Below are 24,730 nucleotides of genomic sequence, written 5' to 3'. Positions count from 1 at the left end.
GGACAGGATTACAGAACAATGAGCGCGATCGACTATAACATTGAGACACGCGCCGCGCAGGAGCCGCAGGCAGGCGATCTTGAAGCTTTGCGTCCGTTGCCGCGGATCTCCGTGCATGCCTTCTGTATTTCGGAAGAGGTGCAACGGCTCATGGAAAAATGCGGTGGAGACCGCCGTATGGCCAAGGTCAGCATGCGCGTGACCAGCGGCAATATCATGGCCGCCGCGAACATGTTTGCCTCAGCACCGACACCCAATCTGATTATTCTTGAGACAGATGCCACTCCTGCAGGCCTTCTTGATGAGCTAGCCCCGCTCGCGCAGGTTTGCGACCCCAGCACCCGTGTCATTATCATTGGGCGATACAACGATATCGCGCTTTATCGCGAACTGGTCCGCAACGGTATCTCGGAATATGTGGTCGCCCCGGTGACTATGTCTGAGGTGATTGCCTCGATTGCAGCAATATTTGTAGACCCGGATTCAGAACCGCTGGGCAGAAGCATTGCGTTCATCGGCGCCAAGGGTGGCGTTGGCTCGTCAACAATCGCTCATAATTGCGCGTTTTCAATTTCCAATCTGTTTTCGACGGAAACGATCCTCGCCGATCTGGACCTCCCGTTCGGCACGGCTAACATCGACTTCGACCAGGACCCGGCACTCGGCATTTCCGAAGCCGTATTTTCGCCTGAACGTCTCGATGAAGTCTTCCTGGATCGTCTGCTTACCACCTGCTCGCAGCACCTGTCTCTGCTGGCGTCACCGTCGATGCTTGATCGCGCCTACGATTATGATCGCGGCGCTTTCCAGCCCGTCATGGAGCTATTGCAGCGCAGTGCTCCTGTCACCGTGCTCGACATCCCGCACAACTGGTCTGACTGGACGCGGGTCGTCCTTTCCGAGGCAGATGAAGTCGTTATCACCTGCACACCCGATCTCGCAAATCTGCGCAATGTTAAGAACATGCTGGATGCGCTGAAGAAACTGAGGCCCAACGATAAAACGCCGCATATCATCCTCAATCAGGTTGGCATGCCGAAGCGGCCGGAAATTGCACCTGCCGACTTCTGCGAACCGCTTGAAATCGAGCCTGTCGCGATTGTGCCCTTCGATGTTCAGCTGTTCGGGAACGCCGCCAACAGTGGTCGTATGATTTCGGAACTGGACGCCAAATCTCCGACGTCCGAGACGTTCTCACAACTTGCACATCTGTTGACGGGTCGCGCGACCGTTAAGAAGCCAAAAAAAGCCGGCTTGGGTTCGGTCCTGAGCCGGTTGGGCCGCAAATCGGCATAGTGCCCCTGATGAACGAATAGGTTAAGTAGTATGTTTGGCAAACGCGGTGGCGATGGTTTTGGTAGAAGTGGCAAGGACGGCGGTGTTGCCACTGTCACCCCTCCGCAGGCACCTGCGCCCGCACAGAACTCCTTGTCGTCGGACACCCAGATTATTGAGCCTGTCCGCGAGGAGGCGTCTTCGCGTCAACAGGTGACGCCACCCCCAATGCAAACGCCTGCGCGCAAGAAGCCAGCGCGCACACAGGATTACTACGACACGAAGTCACAGGTCTTCTCGGCACTGATCGATACCATCGATTTGTCCCAGTTGGCCAAGCTTGACGGCGAAAGCGCGCGCGAGGAAATCCGCGACATCGTCAATGACATTATCACGATCAAGAATTTCGCAATGTCGATCTCGGAGCAGGAAGAGCTCCTGGAGGACATATGCAACGATGTGCTCGGCTACGGCCCCCTGGAGCCCTTGCTCGCCAGAGACGACATCGCCGATATTATGGTCAACGGTGCAGGACAGACCTTTATCGAAGTTGAAGGAAAGACACTGGAATCGGAGATACGATTCCGTGACAACGGACAGCTTTTGTCAATTTGCCAGCGCATCGTCAGCCAGGTTGGTCGCCGAGTCGATGAATCCAGCCCGATATGCGATGCGCGCCTGCCCGACGGCTCTCGTGTCAACGTCATCGCACCGCCGTTGGCCATCGATGGCCCAGCACTCACCATTCGTAAATTCAAGAAAGACAAGCTCAAGCTTGAGCAGCTTGTCAAATACGGATCGATTACCCAGCAGGGTGCGGATGTCCTGGAGATCATTGGTCGCGTCCGATGCAATGTCGTGATTTCCGGCGGTACCGGCTCGGGTAAGACGACCCTTCTCAACTGTTTGACTGGCAAAATCGATCCTGATGAACGCATTATCACATGCGAAGATACGGCAGAATTGCAGCTCCAGCAGCCCCATGTGGTTCGCCTTGAAACCCGCCCGCCCAACATTGAAGGCGAGGGCGAGATTACCATGCGTGATCTCGTCAAGAACTGCCTGCGTATGCGTCCTGAACGGATCATAGTCGGCGAAGTGCGCGGACCGGAAGTGTTCGACCTGTTGCAGGCGATGAACACCGGTCACGACGGATCAATGGGCACCATTCACTCCAATACGCCGCGGGAATGCCTCTCGCGTATGGAATCCATGATCGCGATGGGCGGCTTCAACCTTCCCGCAAAGACTGTTCGTGAAATCATCGCCGGCTCTGTCGATGTCATCATTCAGGCGGCGCGTCTGCGCGACGGCTCCCGCCGCATTACGCACATTACCGAAGTTGTCGGGATGGAAGGCGATGTCATCGTCACACAGGATCTCATGCGCTACGAGATCGAAGGCGAAGACATGAATGGCAAGATCATCGGCCACCATAAGTCGACCGGTATCGGGAAGCCCCATTTTTGGGATCGTGCGCGCTATTACAACGAAGAACGCCGTCTGGCCGCCGCGCTTGACGCGATGGAACAGGCAAGTGGTGGGATCTAGAGCAGATGTTTGGATTTGACCCGATCATTTTGGCAATTGTCGCGCTTGTCGCCTTAGCCGCGGGTGCGGCCGCGTACGCCTTGATGTACGCTCGTATCGAGGTTGAGCGCAAAACAACAAACCGTATCGCTCGAGTCAAGTCGGCCGAAACGGATCGCACCAAGGTCAAGGCTGCCCGAGACCGCGTTCAGGAAATCTCCAAGCGCAAGAAATCCGTCCAGGATTCAATCAACGAGCTCGAACGAAAGCAAAAGGAAAAATCCAGGAAGGCGTCTAATGTCAGTTTGAAAATGCGTCTGGTCCAATCCGGCCTCTCGATTTCCATCACCACATTCTATTTGATGGGTGTTGCTCTTGGCGCGGGCATCTTTTTGGTTACGCTGGTTTTCGGCGCCCCGCTGCCGATTGTCGCCGGTGCTGCAGCTATTGCTGTTCTAGGTGTGCCGCGCTGGGTACTCAGCTTTCTGATTAGCAGGCGCAAGAACCTGTTCTTGAAAGAATTTCCGAACTCTCTCGATGTCATGGTACGCTCTATCAAGTCCGGCTTACCGCTCAACGATGCTCTCAGGTTGATCGCAACCGAGGCTCAGGAGCCTGTCCGCACAGAATTCCGGCGTGTGGTCGAATCGCAGCAGATGGGCCTCAGTATTCCGGAGGCATGTCAGCGCATGGCGACAACCATGCCTTTGCAAGAGATCAATTTCTTCGCCATTGTTATCGCAATACAAAATCAGGCGGGCGGTAACCTTTCCGAGGCACTGGGCAATCTTTCTCGCGTGTTGCGTGATCGAAAGAAGATGAGAGCCAAGGTGTCGGCGATGTCTATGGAAGCAAAGGCGTCGGCCGCGATTATCGGCATACTGCCATTCGTCGTTGCCCTGCTCGTTTACCTGACCTCACCGCAATACATCATGATTCTATTTACCGATCCGCGTGGACATCTGATCCTGGGATGCTCGGCGGTCTGGATGAGTATCGGCATTCTGGTCATGCGGAACATGATCCAATTCGACATCTGAGGAACGACCGTCATGCTGGAGCTTTCGACGAAACTGACCGATCCGGCACTTCTTGTGGCAGTGCTTGTCGCGCTTGGTGTTTTCGGCACCCTTTACTCCGTCGTGATCCCTTACATGGAGCGTGGCGACCTCAATAAGCGCATGCGAGCAGTATCGACCGAACGTGACCAGATACGTGCACGCGAGCGAGCACGTATGAACTCCGAGAGCTCACACGGGAAGGCGAGTTTGAGAGCTGGCAATAACCAGTCGGTGCGCCAGATTGTCGAGAGGTTCAATCTCCGCAAGGCGCTGGTCGATGATGCGACTGTTTCCAAACTTCGCGCCGCTGGATATCGCTCACAGAACGCGCTCAACATGTTTCTGTTTGCGCGATTCGTTTTGCCATTCATCTTTCTGGCGCTTGGTGCATTCTGGATTTTCGTACTTGGAAATTTGGCAGAAAAAGCATTCCTTGTTCGTTTTCTGGCTATGATTGTGGCCGGCTACATCGGATTTTATCTGCCGAATATCTACATCTCCAACAAGGTGAAGAAGCGGCAGCTCTCCATCAGACGCGCTTGGCCGGATGCGCTTGATCTGATGTTGATCTGTGTGGAGTCCGGTATATCGATTGAAGCTGCAATGCGTCGTGTTGCTGAAGAAGTTGCGCCGCAATCTGCTGAATTGGCAGAGGAAATGGTTTTGACCACTGCCGAGCTCTCCTTTTTGCAGGACCGACGCACAGCGCTGGAAAACCTGGGTGAACGTACTCAGCTGGACGGTGTGAAGAATGTCACCCAGGCACTGATACAGGCGGAGCGCTACGGTACGCCGATCGGTCAGGCATTGCGTGTTCTGGCTCAGGAAGGCCGTGATGAACGCATGAACGAAGCGGAGAAAAAGGCCGCCGCTCTGCCGCCGAAGCTAACAGTGCCGATGATTCTTTTCTTCCTGCCGGTCCTGGTGGCGGTCATTCTTGGCCCCGCAGGAATTCAGGTCGCCGACAAGTTCTAATTGATGGTTCGAGTGCGATTGAGGCTATCGAACGAACATTCACGTCCGTTGAATGTGTCGCAGCGACCGCTGTCCAATAGCGAACAATGAAATAGTCGATGAGCCGAGAGATAGTGTCAGCCCGTTCTGCCTGAACTGCCCCATTGCATTGTCCGGTGCGGGATTTTTCGGGCTCGCTGTAATTTGGAGGCTAATGCCAAGCAGCGCGGCGACGCCCGATTAATCAGGCTGCGCCTTCGTCACGGGAGAATAGAGAACTAGCTTTTCGTGGACTTGTCCTTGGAAGCCAGTTTCTTCCACGAATCTTGCTGTGCCAGCATCGAGCGTAGGTAGGCCACATTGGCGTCGGCCTGTTGGGTGGAGAGTTCCTGTCGCGCAATGCGCTCAGCCTCGTCGAAACGCCCTTGAAGACCGACGACCAATGCCAGATTCTGCCGCACGCGGCTGTCGGCGCCAGGCTGCTGGGACGCATTCTTCATGTAGGTTTCCGCGGTCTTGAGATCGCCGGAAAGAAGATAGGACATACCGAGATTGGAAAGCACTGTGGGTTCGTTTGGCTGCATATCGAGCGCCATACGATAGTTCGTGCGCGCTTCGCCGGAACGTCCCAATTGGTCGAGAACCGCGCCTGCCGCTGAATAGAGTTTCCAGTCAGGGCGATCGGGCGTCTGTGCACGGTTGATGGTGGCCAGCGCTTGTTCCAGCTGACCTGCGGCGGCCTGGGCCTTGCCATAGGCAGCGAGGACGCTGCGGTCACTCGGGTGAGCAATGGCCACCTGCTGCATGACGGCCAGTGCCTGAGGATCCCGACCTGTCATATGCAGGATATTGGCATAGGCGAGACCTGTATCGCGATCTTTCGGATTGGCGTCGTAGGCTTTGCCAATGCGTTCTGAAGCAGTCTGCAGCTCTGTTTCGTTCATCGTTTCCACAGGCTTGGTCAGCTTGGGAATGGAGCCGGTGGTCATTTTGCTTGGCGCCGTCGCGCAGCCAGATACGGCGAGGATGGCGAGGACCGTACAGGCGCCACTCAGCAATCGTGATCTGATTTTCGACATGAATCCCGTGACGAACATGGGTGCGTCCTTGAGCTGTGGTGCCAACTGCCGCTCGACTCAGGGAGGAAACGGCGCAATCTACGCTCAAGCAATAATCTGTTAACCCTAACGTAGTGTTAATAAGACGATTCCCGGACGTTGCAGAAAGCAGAAAATGGCCCCCTTCCAGTACATCGAACGATCGAGCCCCTTCAGCACGAAGAAAGGCAAAACCCTACCCGTATTTGCGGTGACACCGGCTTATATCGAGACAGGGATGATCGACCCGCTCGCGCTCAGTTGGGCCGAGAAAGCGGGGTTCAAGGCAGAGCCTGGCGCGTTCAGTCTCATTCCCAACGATGAGGGACATGTCGGCGGCGCCTTGTTTGGCCTTGGCACTGATCCTTCCGAAAGTCCTTTTTTGACAGGGAAATTGGCCCGGAGTCTGCCAGCCGGTGATTGGCATATCGAAACTGCACCATTGACGGCGAGCCGGCTTCTGCTCGGCTACGGTTTGGGAAGTTACAGTTTCCGCCGATATCTGAAGGAACAACCCGCAGGTCCCAAACTGCTCATTCCGCAGGATGCCGATGGTGCTGAAATCAAGCGCATTCTAGCCGGCGTCTTTCTGGCGCGTGACCTGATCAACACGCCGACGAACGATATGGGACCCGCCGATCTCGAAGACGCCTTCCGAAAGCTTGGCAGTCATTACGACGCTGAAGTGTCTGTCATTGAAGGTGACGCTCTTCTCGAACAAAATTTCCCACTGGTCCATACGGTCGGACGGGCCAGCAGCCAGGCACCTCGACTGCTGGAAATGCGGTGGGGCAAGAAGGGACATCGTCGCATCACGTTGGTCGGGAAAGGCGTGTGCTTTGATACCGGTGGGCTGGACATAAAGTCGGCAGCCGGCATGCTGTTGATGAAGAAGGATATGGGGGGGGCTGCCAACGTCATGGGCCTGGCCCTGATGATCATGGATGCCAAACTGAAGGTAGACCTGCGCGTCATCATTCCAGCGGTCGAAAACTCCATTGCCGGAAATGCGTTTCGCCCGGGTGACGTCTATCGGAGCCGAAAGGGGCTCTCGGTACAAATCGACAATACCGATGCCGAAGGGCGGCTGGTTCTCGCCGATGCGCTCGCTTATGCAGACGAAGACGCGCCTGATCTTCTCATCGATATGGCAACCTTGACTGGCGCTGCCCGCGTTGCCCTCGGTCCCGATCTTCCACCATTCTTCACGGACGATGGAGACTTGGCCCAGGATATTTTCGAAGCCGGCATGGCAACAGATGATCCGCTTTGGCGCATGCCACTCCACAAAGGTTATGAGCGGTTGCTCAAGACACAGATCGCGGATCTGACCAATGCGCCAGCGGGGGGAATGGCGGGTGCGATCACGGCAGCCCTGTTCCTCAAGCGCTTCGTCACCAACACGGGCAGTTGGGCCCATTTCGACATCTATGGCTGGAATCCGAGCGAGCGCCCGCATTCTCCAGCAGGCGGCGAGGCACAGGGCATTCGTGCGCTCTACCGCCATATCAAGTCGAGTTGATCCGAAGACGGCAAACGCCTCGCACTCTTGCATTACCGCGCTGATTGCCGGAAAACAGGAGGCGAGGCGACCGATAGTCTGGAGTAGGCGATGAGCGTAGATTTGACTGCCTCGGAGGCACTTGGCCTCTGGCACCACGTGAGTCTGCGCCAGGTGCAGGGCGACAAACGCGACCTGACGCTGCGCCAGATGGCCATCCTGTTGCAGATCTATCTGGTTCCGCCGCCGCACACCGTGCGCGGGCTTGCAGCGACGCTGGGTGTTACCAAGCCAGTGATCACGCGCGCGCTCGATACCATGGGTGCCATGGGACTTGTGGATCGTGTGAGAGATGATATCGATCGACGGAACGTGGTCATCAAGCGCACCGTCGCCGGCGCGCTTTATCTGGAAAAACTGGGTGACCTGATCAGGCAGCAGGGACGGGATTTGCGGCTGTGACAGATGAGACTATGACACTCGACAGACGCCTGAATGCGTTCCGCCCAGACCTCGCCGATCAGACCCTTGAAGGGCAGGTCACCTCTCAACGATTCGCGACCGGCGAACCTGCAAGGGTTGTGGTGCCGGTTGCCGGACTTCGGCCAAAGCCGGATCTGGTAAAAGGCATCGATAACGAACTTCTGTTCGGTGAAGACATTAAGGTCTTTGATCGGGCGGACGGTTGGGCCTGGGTCAAGGCCGTTGCCGATGGCTATGTCGGCTATCTGCCGGTGGCCCATATTGGCGATCAGGTTGAGAAGCCAACCCATCACGTCATTGCCACGCGAACATTTGTCTATCCCGGGGCCGATCTGCGGTTCCCCCATGTCGCTACCTTGTCGATGGGTAGCCGGGTGACAGTGATTGCTGAGGCGGAAACCCGCGGCACCAGGTATTTTCTTTTGGCCGACGGCAATGCGCTGATAGCGGGCCATTGTTTGCCCTTGGGACAGTATCCGACAGACGATTATGTCTCGGTCGCAGCCCGCTTCATCGAGACGCCTTACCTGTGGGGCGGTCGGTCGGGATTGGGGATCGACTGTTCAGGCCTTGTCCAGCTTTCGCTGCAAATGATCGGTCGCGAGGCGCCGCGCGATTCCGATATGCAGGCAGAGGGCCTTGGTCGCGAGATCACGCGGGAAGAGCTGCGGCGCGGCGACCTCGTCTTCTGGCGAGGCCATGTTGGTATCATGGAGGATAAGCGCGTGATGCTGCATGCCAACGGCCACACCATGAATGTCTCCCGGGAAGATCTGGATATCGCAATCGAGCGGATCGGTTGGCTCTACGAGCAACCGACAGGATACCGCCGCCCCTTCGACTGACGCACTTGTGTAGGTCCAACCCTTTCTTGGCCTTGTTCCCGTGCCTATATTGAGGTCGGATTTGAAGGTCTGGACCGGAATGATGGTAAGTAGAATTTCGCGCATACTGGCGTTCGCTGTAGTGGTGTTCCCATTGAACGCGCTTGCCGCTGAGCGGCTGAAGGTCCCGCAACAAGCCTTCCGGGATTTACCGGGTGTGGATGCCCCAACGATCAATCCCAAGCCCGACTATAACTGCAAGACCGTTACACGCTACGCTGATCATCTGGGCGGGATGGAATTCCTCGGTGATGACATGCCGTTTCTTGTCTATCAGTGCGAGCGCGACGGCGTGGTCTATGAAAGCACCCGTCCACCTGTATCGTCGACTTGGCTTCCAGGTATAAACCCGCAAACCGTTCCGTGAAGTTGAGCGCCGTTTCGCGCAGCGCGCATATGGATACGACAAAATTCCAAGCGTGATCTAGTTCCGTTCGACCGATAGATGCCTGCCGAGAATGCCCTCATCTTCCAAAAGCGAACGTGCGGGTCCCTGGTAAACGGCGCTGCCGCGATCAAGAATCAATGCGTCATCGCAAAGCGGCAGTATTTTTCGTGCCTTCTGCTCGATGATGATAGCCGACAATCCGTCTCCCTTCACGATAGCGTTCAGCGCTGAAAGCAGTTCGTCGATGATGATGGGTGCCAGCCCCTCCAATGGTTCGTCCAGCAACAGCAGCTTGGGGTTCAGCATCAGAGCGCGCCCGACCGCCAGCATCTGTTGTTCGCCGCCTGAAAGCTGGTTTCCCAGATTGGTTCGCCGTTCCTTCAGCCTTGGAAACATCCCGTACACCCGATCTATGGTCCAGACCCCGGGCCGGGCAATGGCCGTCAGGTTCTCCTCCACGGTGAGTGACCGAAAGATGTTGCGCTCCTGCGGGACCCAGCCGATGCCCGCTCCGGCGCGACGCTCCGGCCGCATTCGGGTAATATCCACACCGTCGAGGTGGATTGTGCCGCTGTGATAAGTCGTAAGTCCTGCAAGGGTGTCGACCAGTGTGGTCTTGCCTGTTCCATTGCGCCCCAGCAGTGCCAGCGTACGGCCTTTTGGCAAAGAGAGGCTCACGCCCGAAAGAACGCTGGCCTCGCCGTAGCCGGACACGAGTTCCCTGGTTTCGAGCAAAGCGGCGCCGGTCATGCATTTTCCCCAAGATAGACGGATTTGACGCGTGGATCGCCCGCAATTTCCTCGACCGATCCCTCCGCAAAAATGGCACCGGCAACGAGAACCGTGATTCGATCTGCGAAGGAGAAAACGAGATCCATGTCGTGTTCGATAAGAACCACGGTAACCTCTGACGGCAGGGCGGAGACGATATCCAGAACCTCATGGCGTTCGTCTTCCGGCACACCGGCAGCTGGCTCATCCAGAAGCAGAACCTTTGGCCGGCTGGCAAAGGCAAGCGCCAGTTCCAATAACCGTTGCTTGCCATAGGGCAGAACGGAAGAACGCACGCCCATCACAGACCCCAGCCCAAAACGGGTTAGAAGTTCTGCCGCTTCGTCAATCACATGGCTGTATTGTGTGAGCGGCTTCCAGGCATTCCCGCCGCCATCACGCTCGCAGATAGCCAGCGAAATGGATTCCAGCGGCGTGAATGGCGTGAACAATTGGTTGATCTGGAAGGTTCTGGCCAAGCCCTTCTGCACCCGGCGATAGGGCAAGGTCTGGGTAACGTTTTCGCCCTCGAGGAATATCTCGCCACCCGAGGGAGGGATCACGCCAGTTAGCAGATTGATTAACGTCGTCTTGCCCGCGCCGTTCGGACCGATCAACGCGTGACGCGCCCCTTGATTAACCTTTAGACTGACGTCGTCGGTGGCAATGAAAGCGCCAAACCGCCTTTTCAATCCATGCGTTTCCAGGGCGAAGCTCATGGCTGCCCCTCCGGCGCGCGCGCTTTACGCGTCAGGCGTTTCGGTAGGATGCCTGCCCAGCGAGACAGCCTCTCTCGCCCGAACATCACCAGGATCACCAGCAACAGGCCGATCCAGAACATCCAGTATTGTGGTGTGGCGATGGACAGCGCATCCTTGATCAATGTGAAGGCGATGGCGCCGAAGATGCCGCCATACAGATAACCGGTTCCGCCGATGACGAGGACCAGCAACACGTCCGCTGACCGATGGAAAGCCATCACATCGGGCGAGACGAAGCTGGTTGTCTGCGTAAGCAGCGCACCGGCAATCCCGGCGAAGACCGCGGAGATCGTATAGGCGGAAACGATGCGCCGCCGCGCAGGAATGGCGATCATGCCGGCGCGCACCTGATTGGCCTTTATCGCTTTCAGCGAAAGACCAAAGGGTGACTGAACAATGCGTCGTGCGATCATGGTCACGCAAAACAACACGATCAGGCAGTAGAGATAACCCGTCTTGCCCCACAGATCGAATTCCCAAAGGCCAAGGATCGGTCCGGTGAAAAAGCCGGAAAGGCCATTGGCGCCGCCGGTCAGATCATTGGCCTGATTGGCGGCCTCTGCAAACATGAGGGCTATGCCAAGTGTGGTCATGATGCGGGTGAGGTCTGAACCGCGCAAAAGCAGAAAACTCGACAGGTAGCCGAGAATACCGGCTGCCGCTGCTGCGACAAATAGGCCGGTCACAGGTTCGGCAAAGACATGCAGGGCGAAAAGTCCGGCTGCATAGGCACCAATTCCGAAGAATACGGTATGGCCGAGTGAAACGATCCCGACATAGCCGAGCACAAGATCAAGCGAGAGGGCGAAAAGCGACAGAATGGCGATTTCCGTCAGCAGCAGCATTTTGCTGGGGATCAGGAAATAGGAACCGAATGCTACCACCCAGAGAATGATCTCATAGGCCCGGATACGACTGCGTCGGCGCATCAATCTGTGTGCTTCGGCTTTGGCGGCGTTTATCGGCTTCGAAGTCGCGGTGCTCGCCATGTGGGTCATCGTCCGCCCTCCCGCGAAAACAGGCCGTTTGGACGAAGAAACAGCATCACGATCATGATAGCGTAGATGATGAAGGAGCCGAGCTGCGGCACATAGTATTTGCCGGCAACATCGGCGACGCCCAACAAGAGCGCCGCGACAAAGGGTCCCGTGACGGTTGAGGTGCCGCCAACAGCGACCACGATCAGGAAGTAGATCATGAATTTGAGCGGAAAATTCGGGTCGAGACCGAGGATCTCGGCGCCCAGTGCACCGCCAAGTCCGGCTAAACCGGACCCAAAGGCAAAGGTGACAGCAAAGACGATCGGCACGTTGATCCCCAGGCCGAGCGCCGTACGACGATCATCCACGGCGGCACGCAAACGGCTTCCGAACCGGGTCTTGGAAAGAATGAGCTGCAATCCGAGAGCAAGCATTGCGCAAATGACGATGATAAACAGGCGGTAGCGTCCGATGCCCACACCGAAGAGGTCCATGCGACCGGAAAGCGCCGGAGGCAGGTTAATAAGCTGCTGCTGCCCCCCCATAAAATAGTCGACGCCGGCGATGGCCATGAAAACGAGACCGATGGAAAATAGAACCTGGTCGAGGTGGTCCGCGGGGTAGAGGCGCCGGTACAAGGTTACCTCGAGCACGGCACCTATGGCAGCGACGAACAGGAATGCCGCGGGCAGGCACCAGTAGAAGGAAATACCGAAGCGGTTCATCATCACCACAGTTAGGTAGCCCCCCGCCATGGCGAACGCGCCGTGTGCCAGGTTGATGAAGTTCATCAGTCCCAGCGTGACAGTCAGTCCGCAGGCAAGAACGAATAGCAGCATTCCATAGGCGATGCCGTCAAACAGGATTGTCAGCATTGGTCCTCGCAGGGATTGGCGGCGGATCTGTATCCGCCGCCCTTATGAGGTATCAGTTGGCAGCGAAGGGATCGTGGATCTTTGGATAGGTCGCAAACTCTACATTGTAGAGCTCGCCATCCACCTCCTTGACCTCGCGCATATAAATGTCCTGAACGATGTCTCGGGTGTTCGGATCAATCGAGATCGGTCCCCGCGGGCTCATCAACTCCATGCCCTTCATGGCATCGATCAGCTTTGTGCCATCTGTGTCGCCGCCCGTCTTCTCAAGCGCCTGATAGGCGACATGCATTGCATCATAGCCTCCGACGCTCATGAAGTTGGGGCGCATATTGTCATTTTCCTTGCGCACTTCGGCCACAAAGGCCTTGTTTTCCGGGCTGTTATGCAGGGCCGAATAGAAGTGGCCGGTAATGACGCCCATCGAGGCGGGGCCGATACTGTTTAACAGATCGTCATCCGTGACGTCGCCCGTCGCAATGAGTTTGATGCCGGCATCCGCCAGGCCGCGTTCCACAAACTGTTTCATGAACAGCGAGCCGACTCCGGACGGAACGAACACAAACACAGCGTCCGGCTTGCTATCGCGCACACGCTGTAGGAACGGTGCAAAATCTGGGTTTTGCAGTGGCACACGCACCGCCTCCACGATCTCCCCGCCTTCCTTGACGAATTGATCGGTGAAGCCCTTCTCGATGTCATGTCCAGGGCCGTAATCGGTAACGAGGGTCACGACCCGCTTGATGCCATTCTCCATCGCCCAGGTTGCCACCGGCACAGCCGACTGAGGCCCGGCCATGCTCACGCGAACGAAGTAGTCCGATTGCTTCATGATCGCAGAAGTCGTTGCCGAGGTGATGATCGCCGGGATCTTCGCCTGATTGAGAACCGGAGCAACTGACATGGCAAGCGGTGTCAGGCCAAAGCCCATCAGCATCTTGACGCCATCATTGACGACAAGCTCCTGCGCAATACGCCGTGTCTGGTCCGCCACGCCACCATCGTCACGCAGCACCACTTCGATCTTCTTGCCCGCAGCCATATCGCCATTGAGGCTCATGAATGCGCGCACACCGGCATCGACCTGCCGTCCGGTGGATGCAAACGGCCCTGTCATAGGCAGAACGAGGCCGATCTTGACGGTGTCTTCCGCCTGCGCGTTCACGGATGTGAGGCAGCCGAGCGCGACGCCTGCTGCAAGCAATGCTCTTCTGGTAATCATGGATCACTCCTCCCTTGGTTTCATCTGCCGTGACCCGCGTCTCCTCACGCGGCCTCCTTGTCACGAACCGCCCGTCTATTGGGCGGTATGGCTCTGCTCCGTCATGGACCGCCTTATCCTCATGAGGCGGTTGTCGTCCAAAATCGTCTTAGGGTGCTCTGTCGTAATCGTGCCCCCACTTCACGTCACGCCGTATGACGGGGGAAGCGTTGCCTCTCATATCAAATTGGTAGGTCACATTCCGGACTGACGCAATATTGTGGAACCTGCACCGTCGGCCGGCTGCCAATCGATAAAGGGTTGGATCGATGAATGCGTATATATGTATACATGCTCGACGGCGTGGTCGCCTGACGGCATTCATCGGGAAAGACGGCTTCCCCTGAGCAAGCGGTTGGCCTGCATAAGTTGCATTCCCAATTTTGAGAGATGGAAAAATGAAAGTCGTATGCATAGTGCGCCATCTGCGCGCTCTGGTACTTACATACTGGCGATGGACGAGATCCATAGCCGTTCCTCCGTTCTCCCTAGGCTTATCATACATCATGTGTACATTAGTGTGTCAAGCAAGCGAGACTGCGGTGCGGATTTCGCTTAGTGCAACAATTGCGGCAGGATCAGCACGATGCCTGGGAAGGCGATCGTCAATGTGATGACGACGAGGTCGGCCAGGATGAACGGTATGACACCTTTGAAAACCTGCACGACAGTCACATAGCGTGACGCCACATTCTTGATCACGAACACGTTCAGACCCACCGGCGGAGTTATCATCCCGATTTCCAGTAGTTTCACCACCAGTACGCCAAACCAGACGAGGCTGATCCCCTCCGATTTCAATACGGGCAACATCACGGGAAGGGTGACCAGCATCGCTCCAAAGGGTTCCATGAACATCCCGAGGGCCAGATAGATCAGCACGATGATCGTCATCAGTGATCCGTAGCCAAGATCGGCATTCGAAACGAGCGTACCGATGAAGGACGAGAGCCCCGTGATTCCGAGGAAGCGAGTAAACATCGACGCGCCGATACCGATGATAAAAAGCGAGGCGCATGTCGAAAGCGTTTCCAACAGAGACACCCGCATGACGTTCAAGGTCAGCTTTCCTGTCACCGCCGACAGGAGGATCGCACCGGCGGCCCCGACAGCCCCGGCTTCTGTGGCTGTGAAATATCCGGAAAACAGTCCGCCAAAGACAAGGACGACAAGGGCTCCTATGGGCCAGATGCGCAGGACGGCGGAAAACCCGCCCGCCGCAGCAAAGCCGCCTTCCACACTTCTTGGAACGATGTCAGGCCGAAGCCACCACATTGCCAGCACCACGAGGCAGTAGGAAAATGCCGTCAGTATCCCGACGCCAATGCCGCCGACGAAAACCTGGGTAATCGAGGTTTCAGCAAAGACCCCGAACACGATCATCAGGATGGATGGAGGTATCAAAGCGCCTATGGTCCCGCCGGCTGCAAGCGCGCCGCTGGCAAAGCTTGGCTTGTATCCGGCTTCGACCATCTCCGGGATGGCGATACGGCCCATAGCCGCGGCGCAAGCAATGGATGAGCCACTCACGGCGGCAAAGCCTGTGCAGGCGAAAATGGAGGAGATGGCGAGGCCGCCTGGCACCCGCCACAAGATGGCCTTTGCTGCCTGAAACAGGTTCGTGGTCAAACCTGCATGAAAGGCGACAAATCCCATGAGAAGAAACATTGGCACGGCGCTCATCGTCCAGCTGGCAACGAAGCTGTAGGGCGTGGATGTCACGATTCCGATAGCCGGCTTAAAGCCGAGCAGTGAGGCGATGCCGCCGAATGAAACGGCAATCAGGGCCAGGGCGACGGGCAGTCGAAGTGCCAGCAAAACAAGAAGGCAGATGAGCCCGTAGATACCGGTTTCAACACTCATGCTTCTACCTCATCGGTCCGCTCAAGCGGATGTCGGGCAATCTGTAAAAGGCGAACCAGCAATATGAAGGCTGCAAGCGCAAAGCCAGCAGGGGGCAGAAAATAGCCGGGCCATGTCAGGATTTTCGTCTGTAATGCGATGACGAAGGTTCCGGTGTCGTAGTTCTTGAGCGCTGTCTGCCAGGTGGCAAATGCCATGACGGCATAGATACAGGAGCCGACAATGGCGATTAAGGCATCCGAGATCCGTCGCATTGTGGGTGTCATGACGAATTCCAGCAATTCGACCGAAATCATACCGCCTTTGCGCTCCACCCAGGCAAGCGGCAGGAACGCGACCAGAACCATATAGTAATAAGATACGACTTCTACTGTTGCCGGTAGCGAGGCGCCTGTCAGGACACGCGAAATGACATCCGCGCAGACATGCACCATCATGGCTATCACGCCAAAAGACGCAATTGTTGCCAGAATGGTCGACAATTTGTCCGCGAGTTTGAAGACCAAGGACATTTGCGGCCCCGTGCTAGGTTTTGAATGAATGAGGGAAACCGGCGAGCACAATGCTCGCCGGCATTGGCGCTACATGCCGTAAGTTGCGAAATCCACCTTGCTCCAGATCTCCTCATCAAGCCGTGCAGTGATCGCATCCGGGTCGCCCTTGGCGTCCTTGACGATACCATTCCACTTTTCAACGAGACTGGAGAAGCGGGCAACGCGTTCGGCGGCGTCAGCAAATCCGAAACGCTCCTGCGAGACTTTCGCAGCCGTTTCCTTGTCGGCCTCGGCAAAGTCTTGCGAGGCTTCAGCAAAGGCAGCATCGGGTTCGATGAACTCGATCCCGGCCTTCTCTGCGGCAGCCTTTGCTTCGGCTGCCATGTCATAACCCCAGCGCTGAGTGAACACGACATTGGCCATGTTGGCAGCCGTCGCGAGTTGCTTGCGTTCGTCCACGGAAAGGCTTTCCCAGGCAGGATTGGCGACGGTGAAGTCGGATGTGGCGTGATAGGTGCCCAAGGGGACTAAGGTAATGCTCTTCACCAATTCCACGAGGCGGAAGGACAGCAAATCGCCAATGGAGGCCATGGAACCGTCGATCACGCCCTGTGACATGGATTCGAATGTATCGCCCACACCGATATTGGCCGGGACGGCACCAAAATTTTCGGCCCAACGCGAAAACGGGGCGCCACCGCTCCGAAGTCGAAGGCCTTTGACATCCTCGGCATTGTGAACCGGCTTTGTCGTCAGCAGAGCATAGACGTCGGACGAGCCTGAGCCGAGGTAGACCACGCCGAATTTCTTCAACTCCTGCTGGCACGTCTCGCAGGTGACGATATATTCCGTCATCGCCGCCGCCATGGCATGTGGTTCACGACCGGACAGAGCGAGTTCTCCCGCAAGCGACATGTTGGGCAAGTCGGCGGGGAAGTAGAGCGGTAACAGATTGCCAACCTCCACCAATTGGCTCTGCAGTGCGTCCTTCATCTGGCCAAGGGTGACGACTTCAGGTCCAAGGACCTGGGCTGTGAGCTTTCCACCGGACACTTCCGGCAAGAACTCTGCCAGTTTCTGGTACATGTAGGAATTCGATGGATGCGCCGGTGGGGCGCCGGGTGCCACACGAAGTTCACGGGCATCCACAGTTGTTGCAGCCAGAGCCGCAACGCCGACAAGCAAAGATAATATTCGTCTCATGTTCATTTCCTCCCAGTTAGAACACGTTAAAATCATCTAAAGTTTGAGCAGTCTCCGCGCGTTTTCCTTCAGAATAAGCGGGCGGACATCATCGCGAATTTCGATGTTCTCGAAATCCGCAAGCCAGCGGTCCGGTGTAATCGCCGGCCAATCTGATCCAAACAACATCTTGTGCTTCAGCAGACTGTTTGCATATTTCACGAGAATGGACGGAAAATATTTCGGCGACCAGCCCGAAAGGTCAATGTAGACGTTCGGCTTGTGGGTCGCGACAGAGAGCGCCTCTTCCTGCCAGGGAAATGAAGGGTGCGCGAGAATGATTGGCATCTCCGGAAAATCAGCCGCCACATCATCCAGATAAATGGGATTGGAATATTTGAGTCGCATGCCCATGCCACCAGGCATGCCAGCGCCAACGCCCGTTTGTCCCGTGTGGAACAGGCTGATCGCACCTTCTTCTGCAATGGCTTCGTAAAGCGCGTAGGCGCTGCGGTCATTCGGATAGAAGGCTTGCATGGTCGGGTGAAACTTGAACCCGCGGATACCGAATTCACGCACCAGACGCCGCGCTTCGCGCGCGCCCATCTTGCCTTTTGCGGGATCGATCGAGGCGAAGGGAATAAGGACGTCGTCGTTTTCCGCTGCGATCCGCGCCACCTCCTCGTTTTCATACCGGCGAAATCCGGTTTCCCGTTCGGCATCGACCGGAAAGATGACGCAGCCGATCTTGCGCTCGCGGTAATAGGCGGCTGTCTCCTGCATGGTTGGCAGCATGCCCTTGGCGCCAGCAGGATTCTTGAAGTATTTGGCCATGCCGGCCTGAAACTCGTCATAGCCATCGTCACGCGGTACGCTGCAGGGTTCTTCCGCATGCGTGTGAATGTCGATTGCCAGCAGTTCATCGATTTTCATTTGCTGGCCTCCTCCAAGCCCAGATATTTATGTAACAGGCTGACCAGTTGTTCGCGCTCCCGCTTGGTGAGGGGCGCACCGGTCGTATCTTCATATTGAAAGAACAGTCCTGCTGCCCGCTCCACCTCGACATTGCCCGCCTGCGTCAACGTCAACTCGATCGCCCGCCGGTCGTCATCGGGTATCCGTCGTGAAACGAGGCCCCTTTCTTCCTGGGCACGTATCAGCTTGGTCATATGGGCCCGCTTGATCATCAGCGTTTCACCCAAAGCGCTCTGCCGGATGCCCGGATTGAGCTTGATAACCCACAGCACCGAAAAGTCGCCTGGCTTTAAATTTTGCGGCCCGCGATCCGAGAAGAACTCTTCGAAGGCGTGGAGCTGTGCCAAACGTAGAAGAAACCCCAGCGAACCGCTAAGCGCTCCGACCTTGACCCGCTCGGAACGGCGGACAGTCATTTCCATCATCCGTCTCCTCAGTCTGAACCAGGCGCTTTGATGCGCGCAGCACGTTTCTCAAGGAAGGCCCGCAGCCGCTCTTCCGCCTCGGGGCTGGTCGCCGTGAAGGCGGAAATGAAGGATTCCACGAACAATCCGTCTTCCTTGGCCATGTCCTGAATGCGGGGAAGCGCGTTGATGACGGCGTAGTTGGAAAGCGGCGCGTTGCTGCCGGCGAGCTTTGCCAGTTCATGCGCCTTCTCGCGAGCTTTGCCCGGTGCCACGACATACTGCACCAGGTTCCAGCGCTCGGCCTGTTCAGCCGATACCACGCGGCCTGTCAGCATCATGTCCGTCATTCGGGCTGCACCGGTCAGGCGGGCCACACGAACAGAGCCGCCCCCGCCGACGAAGATGCCGCGCTGACCTTCAGGAAGTGCGAAGAACGCAGTTTCATCGGCCACACGCACATGGGTCGAGGCTGCCAGTTCCAGCCCACCGCCAACAACCGCGCCGTGAAGCGCGGAGAACCAGGGGATCGTGCCATGCTCGATACCGGAAAAAACGGCATGCCAACGGCGTGAGCCACGCACGCCTTCAATGGGGGATTTCTGCACGTGTTCGGCAAGATCCAGCCCGGCGCAGAAGTGGCTGCCATGGCCATGAAGCACGACGGCTTTCGCTTCATTTTCGGCACGCTCGATCACGCTGGCGATCTTTTCCACGAATCGGTCGCTGATGGCGTTTCGCTTTTCTGGACGGTTGAGCCCGATATGGGCGATCTCGTCCATCATCTCATAGCTCACGAATTCCGCCCCCGGATTGTCGTTCATGGCTATCGTCCTCCCGCCGTGTGCGGCATTTTCAATTTTGTTTTACGCTTGTTTGTTTACATAGAGATTGTTTCTTTGTAAACAAATTTCAACCCGCTGGGAGAGCGCGTTAATAACGATATGTCCGATTGAATCTGGGAGGAAGTCATGACGATAGCGCAAGCGCGCGACGTGAAGCTGTGGTCGCCCGACTTGGCTTGGGAAGAGCGTGCCGACGGCACAGTCGTCATCTGGCGCAAGGATCCCATCGGGCCTTACCCGGATAAACTCAACGAACGCTTCGCCCATTGGGCAAAGACGGTACCTGATCGACCGTGGATGGCCGAACGGGCCGATGACGGGAACTGGCGCAAAATCAGCTACGCAGACGCACACAAACGCATTCGGTCTCTGGCTCAGTTCTTCCTCGATCTCGACCTGTCGGTCGAAAAGCCTGTCTTGATCTTATCTGATAATTCGATCTCTCATGCGCTCGTCGCTCTTGCCGCGCAATATGTGGGCATTCCATCAGCTGCCATCTCTCCTGCTTATGCGATGGTGGCGGAGGACTTTACCAAGCTGCGTGATATTGTTGCGCAAATCACGCCGGGCCTTGTCTTCGCAGAAGATCTTCAGCCGTTTGCGAGGGCAATCGACGCTGCAATGGGCGCGGACATGCCACTATTGGCAGAGCGGAACCCGCTTGGCGGCCGCAATTGCCGCATGCTGGCCGAATGCTATGAGATAGAAGCCGGTCAGGCAGTGGACGACGCGTTCAAATCCGTCAATCTGGATACCATCGCCAAGTTTCTTTTCACCTCTGGCACGACAGGGTCACCCAAGGCCGTGATCCAGACCCAGCGCATGCTTTGCTCCAATCAGGAGATGGTGGCGGATTGCTATGCTTATCTGCGCGATGATCCGCCTGTTGTCGTTGACTGGGCGCCCTGGAACCACACCGCCAGCGGCAACAAGGTATTCAATCTGGTGATCTACAATGGCGGCACCTTCTACATCGACAAGGGGCGCCCGACGCCAGACGGCATCAGGACCACCATCGCCAACCTTCTGGACATATCGCCCAACTGGTATTTCAATGTGCCTGCTGGATACGAAATGCTCGTCGACGCGATGCGCGCGAATGACGCTCTTCGTACAAACTTCTTCAAAGACCTGAAATTCATGCTCTATGCCGGTGCCGGCATGGCCCAGCATACCTGGGATGAGCTGATTGCTCTTGCGGAACAAACGGTCGGACGGCGCATCTTTCTGGGCACCGGCCTTGGCTCGACGGAGACCGCGCCCTTTTCGCTGTTTTGCACCGAGCATCAGGATTTCGCCGGCAATATTGGCATTCCGGCGCAAGGCATTACCGTCAAGCTGGTTCCCAATGATGGGAAATACGAACTCAGGCTCAAGGGGCCCAATGTGACGCCCGGCTATTGGCGCAATCCCAAACTCACGGCCGAAGCTTTCGATGAAGAAGGCTTCTACAAGATAGGAGACGCTGTTCGATTTGCAGAGGCTGGCAATCCACGCGCGGGCTTCTTCTTCGACGGGCGCACCGCCGAAAACTTCAAATTGAACACGGGCACCTGGGTTGCGGTCGGACAATTGCGGGCCCAACTTGTCGACCAATTCGGCGGGCTGATCCGCGATGCGGTCATTACCGGCGCAGACAGGGAAGAGCTGGGCGCGCTGGTCATCCCCTTTCTGCCCGCCTTGAGGCAGATCGTATCGGCAGGGGAGCATCTGAGCGATGCGGACCTCCGTGATCATCCAGAAGTTCAAGCAGCCCTCAGGGCGAAGCTTGTCGAGCATGCCAAGGCTGCCACGGGATCTGCACGCCGGGTGATGCGCATTGCGATCCTGAAGGAGCCGCCGCGGTTTGAAAGAGGCGAAGTCACCGACAAGGGCTCGCTCAATCAGCGCGCATTGCTTGCCAACCGGAAGGATGATGTCGAGACGCTCTACTCGGGTGGCGCGGATGTCATCTGCGTGAAAAGGGAGAATGCCTGATGAAGGTCCGTGGTATCAGCGCTCTGGTTACCGGGGGTGGCTCCGGTCTCGGGGAGGCGACAGCGCGCCACCTGGCAGAGCGAGGCGCCAAGGTGCATGTCATGGACCTCAATGCAGATGCCGCCGATCTTGTCGCGAGTGAGATCGGCGGTGTTGCGATTGTTGGTGACGTCGCGAGCGAAGCCGATGCGTCGAGAGCGGTTAGCCTTGCAGCTGAGCATGGCGATGGCTTGCGCATCCTCGTCAATTGTGCCGGCATTGGTCCGGCATCTCGCGTTGTTGGCCGCGATGGTGTCATGCCGCTTGCCGATTTCCAGCGTGCAATCACCGTCAACCTTGTCGGCACGTTCAACATGATCCGACTGGCGGCTGACCACATGTCGAAATTGGTCGAAATCGAGGACAAGGCTCGCGGCGTCATCGTTAACACGGCCTCCGTCGCCGCATTCGATGGCCAGATAGGGCAGGCGGCCTATGCCGCATCGAAAGGTGGCATTGTCTCCATGGCGCTGCCCATTGCCCGTGAACTGGCCCGCTTCGGTATTCGCGTGAACACGATTGCGCCCGGTATTTTCCTGACGCCCTTGCTGTACGGCCTGCCTGAAGAGGCGCAACAAAGCCTCGCATCCGCCATTCCGTATCCGCAACGCCTCGGCGATCCAAAAGAATATGCCGACGCCGTCTGTTTCTGCATCGATAACCAGTATCTCAACGCGGAGGTCATCCGCCTCGACGGTGGCATTCGCATGCAGCCCAAGTAATGCCAATGGCGGATTTTCAAAACCACGCGGATAGAACGTTAGAGCTTCTGGCAATCACACCCGGTTGGGCAAAACTTCAACAGATCAGGCCGGATTGCGATGATGCAACGGTCGCAGCGATCGTCGAAGAAGCCGCGGCTTTTGCAGAAGGCATCATTGCCCCCCTTAACGTCGTGGCAGATAGAGAGGGGTGCGCGGTCGTCAATGGCCGTGTCGTCACCCCCGATGTCTACAAGGCGGCGTTCCGTCAATATACCGATGCCGGTTGGCTTGGCATGGATATAGATGAAGCTTATGGCGGCATGAACCTGCCGCTCACACTGCAGGCAGTCTGTGGCACATTCTTCGAACGCGGATGTGTGGCGCTGATGATGGCCTTTGGGGCGTCCCGTGCTGCGGCTCACCTTCTGGCGGAGGTCGCCGAGCCGGTCATTGCGGAAGAATGGGTGTCCAATCTGGTGGCGGGCCATTGGTCGGCCACCATCTGCATCTCCGAGCCGGAGGCAGGGTCAGATGTTGGGCGTCTCAGAACTGTGGCGCGTCGAGGTCAAGATGGCTGGCGCATCACAGGCCAGAAGATCTGGATCTCATTTGGCGATCACGATCTCACCCAGCGCATCGGTCATTGTCTTCTGGCGCGCACAAGCAATCAACCCGGCACACGAGGCTTGAGCCTGTTTCTGGTGCCCGACCGCCATGCGGATGGATTGCGCAATGGCGTGACACTGGAGCGGATCGAGGAAAAGATGGGCCTTCACGGTTCACCAACCTGTGCGCTTCGTTTTGAAGCGGCACAAGCGATCTTGTTGGGCGAGGAGGGGCGAGGTCTGCCGCAGCTTTTCGCTATGATCGAACGGATGCGCCTGCAGACAGGTGGCCAGGGCCTGGGGCTGGCAACTGCGGCTTGCGACATCGCAGAAGCCTATGCCCTGGACCGTCGTCAAGGCGGTGCGCCGGACAAGCCGCCTGTCGCAATCTCCACCCATCCCGATATCCAAAGGCAGCTTGCGCAGATGCGTGGACGAACAGAGATCGTCCGGGCCGCACTCCTGGAAATAGCAACGACCATGGACCTTGCGCGTCATGCGCCCTCTGGCCCTGCCCGCCATGCGCTGGAAAGTGTTAGCGGTTTCCTGTTGCCGCTGTTCAAGAATTTCGGCGCCGAAGCCGGCTTCAGCATTCCCAATGCAGCGATTCAGGTCCTGGGCGGTGTTGGCTATACGAAGGACTGGCCACTCGAACAGTATATGCGCGACGCCCGCGTTATGACGATCTATGAGGGCACCACGGGCATTCAGGCAATCGATCTGCTGACACGCCGCATCTGGCGTGATCAATCGGTGGGATTGGCACTATGCCTTGAGCGGGCCTGGGAAGAGGTATCGACAGCTGCAGATACCCATCGCGAGATCGGGCTTGCAGCGATTGCTCAGGTGAAAGAACTCGCGCACCACATGGACGCGATGAAGGTCGATCCTGAGGCAGGTCTGGCGCGCGCTGACAGCTTCATGCGTGCAATCTGGTCCTTCATATCGATCTGGATGGCCGTACGGCTCACACGGTCAGCAGCAGCCCGTTCAGCGGCGGAGGCAATGCTGCCAGTGCTGGCCGCCGAATTGACGATGTACGCCACGCTTTGCCGCTAGCTGGCCGCGAGCACCGATTTCAATGCAGCGACAGCATGGGCATCGGTCTGCCGCTCATGCGTCGATACGAAACCCATGTTCACGAGTTTTGAGTGGGCGTGAGCGATCGGGACTGAACACGAGGCATGCACTTCGCTGACGGATAAGCCTTTAAGGAGCGTTGCCGCGTTATCCGCCCTGATACCACTGCCTGGCATGATGGAAATCCTACCGCGCGACATGCCGTTCAATTCCGACAGCAGCTTTTTGCCCTCGATCGCGGTTCGCTCGCAACCGGAGGTCAGAATCCGTTTGAAGCCGAGCGAGATTGCAAGTTCCATGGCCTGAAACGGATCGGGAGTAAGATCAAACGCCCGATGCAGGGTAAGGTCCATGCCCTCGGCTGTTTGAACCAGTGCCGTTAGTGCATCCTCATCAAGGGCACCGTTGCGTGTTGAGGCCCCGATGACGACACCCGCCAGTCCTGCAATACGGGCGGCGTCTATATCGGTTCTCATGACAGCGAGCTCCGAGATAGAAAATGCGAAGTCTCCGGCGCGTGGGCGGATCAAGGCATGCACCGGGACCGGAGCCTTGGCCGCAAGCGCCATTAGGCCAGTGGATGGCGTCAGCCCACCGAGCGCGAGTGCAGAGCATAACTCGATCCGGCCCGCACCGCCCGCTATCGCGGCGTCCAGCCCTTCGGCATTATCGACGCAGACTTCCAGAAGCGGTGTCTGAGTGGTGGGGTTCGTCTGACGCGTCATATTTTCTCCGAAGGAC

At 57.2% G+C, this 24,730-nt stretch carries 24 protein-coding genes; 11 read left to right on the top strand and 13 right to left on the bottom strand.

Translation table 11 applies throughout. The annotated features are described in order from the left end of the window. The first annotated feature begins 18 nt into the window (after positions 1-18). The 4 genes from ACWPM9_RS19450 to ACWPM9_RS19435 are packed head-to-tail and all read left to right on the top strand — an operon-like array spanning position 19 to position 4,841. A complete protein-coding gene (locus ACWPM9_RS19450; protein WP_484756208.1) occupies positions 19-1,296 on the top strand; it encodes a CpaE/TadZ family protein in 1,278 nt (425 codons plus the stop codon). A 30-nt stretch (positions 1,297-1,326) separates the two neighbouring features. Further along, complete coding sequence (locus ACWPM9_RS19445; protein ID WP_428186267.1) at positions 1,327-2,826, top strand: TadA family conjugal transfer-associated ATPase; 1,500 nt, start codon at positions 1,327-1,329, stop codon at positions 2,824-2,826. A gap of 5 nt (positions 2,827-2,831) precedes the next feature. Next, positions 2,832-3,845, top strand: a complete 1,014-nt coding sequence (locus ACWPM9_RS19440) for a type II secretion system F family protein (RefSeq protein WP_484756207.1) — start codon at positions 2,832-2,834, stop codon at positions 3,843-3,845. A 12-nt stretch (positions 3,846-3,857) separates the two neighbouring features. After that, entirely contained in the window at positions 3,858-4,841 is a 984-nt protein-coding gene (locus tag ACWPM9_RS19435; RefSeq protein ID WP_428186265.1) for a type II secretion system F family protein, read from the top strand. 257 nt (positions 4,842-5,098) lie between these two features. On the opposite strand, the gene ACWPM9_RS19430 is transcribed toward ACWPM9_RS19435, so the two are convergent. Continuing rightward, positions 5,099-5,899 (bottom strand): tetratricopeptide repeat protein, encoded by an 801-nt coding sequence (locus ACWPM9_RS19430; RefSeq protein WP_484757689.1) that lies wholly within the window; start codon positions 5,897-5,899, stop codon positions 5,099-5,101. A 154-nt stretch (positions 5,900-6,053) separates the two neighbouring features. Here ACWPM9_RS19430 and ACWPM9_RS19425 point away from each other — a divergent pair, with 154 nt between their 5' ends. The 4 genes from ACWPM9_RS19425 to ACWPM9_RS19410 all read left to right on the top strand — a co-directional run bounded on the left by ACWPM9_RS19425 (position 6,054) and on the right by ACWPM9_RS19410 (position 9,152). After that, positions 6,054-7,439 carry a leucyl aminopeptidase family protein gene (locus tag ACWPM9_RS19425; protein WP_428186264.1) on the top strand — a complete coding sequence of 462 codons (1,386 nt, stop codon included), beginning with the start codon at positions 6,054-6,056 and terminating at the stop codon, positions 7,437-7,439. Between the two features lie 90 nt (positions 7,440-7,529). Further along, a complete protein-coding gene (locus ACWPM9_RS19420) occupies positions 7,530-7,880 on the top strand; it encodes a MarR family transcriptional regulator (RefSeq protein WP_428186263.1) in 351 nt (116 codons plus the stop codon). Between the two features lie 11 nt (positions 7,881-7,891). Next, entirely contained in the window at positions 7,892-8,746 is an 855-nt protein-coding gene (locus ACWPM9_RS19415) for a C40 family peptidase (protein WP_484757688.1), read from the top strand. 79 nt (positions 8,747-8,825) lie between these two features. Further along, positions 8,826-9,152, top strand: coding sequence for a hypothetical protein (locus tag ACWPM9_RS19410; RefSeq protein WP_484756206.1), 327 nt, complete (start codon positions 8,826-8,828; stop codon positions 9,150-9,152). Positions 9,153-9,209: 57 nt separating this feature from the next. On the opposite strand, the gene ACWPM9_RS19405 is transcribed toward ACWPM9_RS19410, so the two are convergent. The 11 genes from ACWPM9_RS19405 to ACWPM9_RS19355 all read right to left on the bottom strand — a co-directional run bounded on the left by ACWPM9_RS19405 (position 9,210) and on the right by ACWPM9_RS19355 (position 19,563). Continuing rightward, entirely contained in the window at positions 9,210-9,923 is a 714-nt protein-coding gene (locus ACWPM9_RS19405; protein WP_484756205.1) for an ABC transporter ATP-binding protein, read from the bottom strand. Then, positions 9,920-10,663 carry an ABC transporter ATP-binding protein gene (locus tag ACWPM9_RS19400; protein ID WP_484756204.1) on the bottom strand — a complete coding sequence of 248 codons (744 nt, stop codon included), beginning with the start codon at positions 10,661-10,663 and terminating at the stop codon, positions 9,920-9,922. The genes ACWPM9_RS19405 and ACWPM9_RS19400 overlap by 4 nt, the downstream gene beginning before the upstream one ends. Next, on the bottom strand, positions 10,660-11,703 hold the full coding sequence (locus tag ACWPM9_RS19395; RefSeq protein WP_484756203.1) for a branched-chain amino acid ABC transporter permease: 1,044 nt from the start codon (positions 11,701-11,703) through the stop codon (positions 10,660-10,662). The genes ACWPM9_RS19400 and ACWPM9_RS19395 overlap by 4 nt, the downstream gene beginning before the upstream one ends. Further along, the gene (locus tag ACWPM9_RS19390) at positions 11,700-12,560 is read right to left on the bottom strand and encodes a branched-chain amino acid ABC transporter permease (RefSeq protein ID WP_484756202.1); all 861 of its coding nucleotides are present in this window, start codon (positions 12,558-12,560) and stop codon (positions 11,700-11,702) included. The genes ACWPM9_RS19395 and ACWPM9_RS19390 overlap by 4 nt, the downstream gene beginning before the upstream one ends. A gap of 52 nt (positions 12,561-12,612) precedes the next feature. Beyond that, positions 12,613-13,782, bottom strand: a complete 1,170-nt coding sequence (locus tag ACWPM9_RS19385; RefSeq protein ID WP_484756201.1) for an ABC transporter substrate-binding protein — start codon at positions 13,780-13,782, stop codon at positions 12,613-12,615. 594 nt (positions 13,783-14,376) lie between these two features. Further along, positions 14,377-15,684 (bottom strand): TRAP transporter large permease, encoded by a 1,308-nt coding sequence (locus tag ACWPM9_RS19380; RefSeq protein ID WP_484756200.1) that lies wholly within the window; start codon positions 15,682-15,684, stop codon positions 14,377-14,379. Continuing rightward, positions 15,681-16,196: a TRAP transporter small permease gene (locus ACWPM9_RS19375; RefSeq protein WP_484756199.1), complete on the bottom strand. Its 516-nt coding sequence runs from the start codon at positions 16,194-16,196 to the stop codon at positions 15,681-15,683. The genes ACWPM9_RS19380 and ACWPM9_RS19375 overlap by 4 nt, the downstream gene beginning before the upstream one ends. Before the next feature lie 69 nt (positions 16,197-16,265). Further along, positions 16,266-17,381 carry a C4-dicarboxylate TRAP transporter substrate-binding protein gene (locus tag ACWPM9_RS19370; protein ID WP_428186255.1) on the bottom strand — a complete coding sequence of 372 codons (1,116 nt, stop codon included), beginning with the start codon at positions 17,379-17,381 and terminating at the stop codon, positions 16,266-16,268. 36 nt (positions 17,382-17,417) lie between these two features. After that, positions 17,418-18,293, bottom strand: coding sequence for an amidohydrolase family protein (locus tag ACWPM9_RS19365; protein ID WP_428186254.1), 876 nt, complete (start codon positions 18,291-18,293; stop codon positions 17,418-17,420). Next, positions 18,290-18,760 (bottom strand): MarR family winged helix-turn-helix transcriptional regulator, encoded by a 471-nt coding sequence (locus ACWPM9_RS19360; RefSeq protein WP_484756198.1) that lies wholly within the window; start codon positions 18,758-18,760, stop codon positions 18,290-18,292. Before ACWPM9_RS19360 ends, ACWPM9_RS19365 begins: the two co-directional genes overlap by 4 nt. An 8-nt stretch (positions 18,761-18,768) precedes the next feature. After that, positions 18,769-19,563, bottom strand: coding sequence for a crotonase/enoyl-CoA hydratase family protein (locus ACWPM9_RS19355; RefSeq protein WP_484756197.1), 795 nt, complete (start codon positions 19,561-19,563; stop codon positions 18,769-18,771). 147 nt (positions 19,564-19,710) lie between these two features. Here ACWPM9_RS19355 and ACWPM9_RS19350 point away from each other — a divergent pair, with 147 nt between their 5' ends. From ACWPM9_RS19350 to ACWPM9_RS19340, 3 genes are read left to right on the top strand one after another with little or no spacing between them, the layout of a single operon-like run. Beyond that, entirely contained in the window at positions 19,711-21,561 is a 1,851-nt protein-coding gene (locus ACWPM9_RS19350; protein ID WP_484756196.1) for a feruloyl-CoA synthase, read from the top strand. Then, the gene (locus ACWPM9_RS19345; protein WP_484756195.1) at positions 21,561-22,322 is read left to right on the top strand and encodes an SDR family NAD(P)-dependent oxidoreductase; all 762 of its coding nucleotides are present in this window, start codon (positions 21,561-21,563) and stop codon (positions 22,320-22,322) included. The genes ACWPM9_RS19350 and ACWPM9_RS19345 overlap by 1 nt, the downstream gene beginning before the upstream one ends. A gap of 5 nt (positions 22,323-22,327) precedes the next feature. Next, positions 22,328-23,968, top strand: coding sequence for an acyl-CoA dehydrogenase family protein (locus tag ACWPM9_RS19340; protein ID WP_484756194.1), 1,641 nt, complete (start codon positions 22,328-22,330; stop codon positions 23,966-23,968). Here ACWPM9_RS19340 and ACWPM9_RS19335 read toward each other — a convergent pair. Next, positions 23,965-24,714 (bottom strand): copper homeostasis protein CutC, encoded by a 750-nt coding sequence (locus tag ACWPM9_RS19335; protein ID WP_484756193.1) that lies wholly within the window; start codon positions 24,712-24,714, stop codon positions 23,965-23,967. The two genes, ACWPM9_RS19340 and ACWPM9_RS19335, sit on opposite strands and share 4 nt — an antisense overlap. Positions 24,715-24,730: the final 16 nt, after the last annotated feature.

The organism is Agrobacterium sp. H141 (genome assembly GCF_057158725.1).
Note: the sequence above shows the minus strand (reverse complement) of the source record. Positions and strands in the feature narration are given on the sequence as shown.